Annotated in this window: 1 protein-coding gene; it reads left to right on the plus strand. The window is 60.5% G+C overall.

The window, feature by feature from the left end:
- Window positions 1–805, plus strand: an 805-nt coding sequence (locus BLX89_RS23765) for an IS3 family transposase (protein ID WP_143523756.1), incomplete at its 5' end; no start/stop codon positions are given.
- Window positions 806–864: the final 59 nt, after the last annotated feature.

Consider the following 864-nt stretch of genomic DNA (forward strand, 5'->3'; position numbering starts at 1 on the left):
TCACGTCTGTGCACAGCATGGAGTGAGCCAGCGTCGGGCGTGCGAGGTTCTATCGGTGGATCGGTCGAGCATGCGATATCGCAGCGTGCGGCCGGACGATGCGGCCATTCGGGAGGCGATGAAGAAGGTGGCATCCGAGCGGCGGCGCTTCGGTTACCGGCGCATCCACGTGATGCTCGACCGGCAGGGGATCGTCATGAACCTGAAGAAGCTTCGACGTCTCTATCGGGAGGAGAAGCTGACGGTGCGCAAGCGTGGCGGCCGAAAGCGGGCCTTGGGGACGAGACGTCCTTTGGCTCTGCCGTCGCGTCCGGGCGAGCGCTGGAGCCTGGACTTCGTCAGTGATGCCTTCACCGACGGCCGCCGCTTTCGGGTGCTGGCGGTCGTCGACGACTTTACCCGCGAATGCCTGTGCCTGGTCGCCGATACATCCCTGTCGGGGGCACGGCTTGCCCGCGAACTGGATAGTCTCATCGCTCGACGAAGAAAGCCGAGGACGATTGTCTCGGACAACGGCACGGAGATGACCAGTATGGCCATCCTCAAATGGTGCCAGGAGACAAAGGTCGAATGGCATTACATCGCCCCCGGCAAGCCGATGCAAAACGGCCTCATTGAAAGCTTCAACGGCAGCTTCCGCGACGAGTGCCTGAACGAGACGCTGTTCTCGTCGCTTGCTCAGGCCCGCGCCGCAATCACGGCATGGAAGGAGGATTACAACAGAAACAGACCGCACTCGTCGCTGGGCAATATCACCCCCAACGAGTTCGCAATGAAAATGGCTATGGAAAAACAGGCCGCATGAGGCCAGATTAAAAGCCCAAGACTCTCCCCAAAACTGGAGGAAGATTGGGTCTCAGGTCA

It is taken from the genome of Pararhizobium arenae (assembly GCF_001931685.1).
GTDB lineage: Bacteria > Pseudomonadota > Alphaproteobacteria > Rhizobiales > Rhizobiaceae > Pararhizobium > Pararhizobium arenae.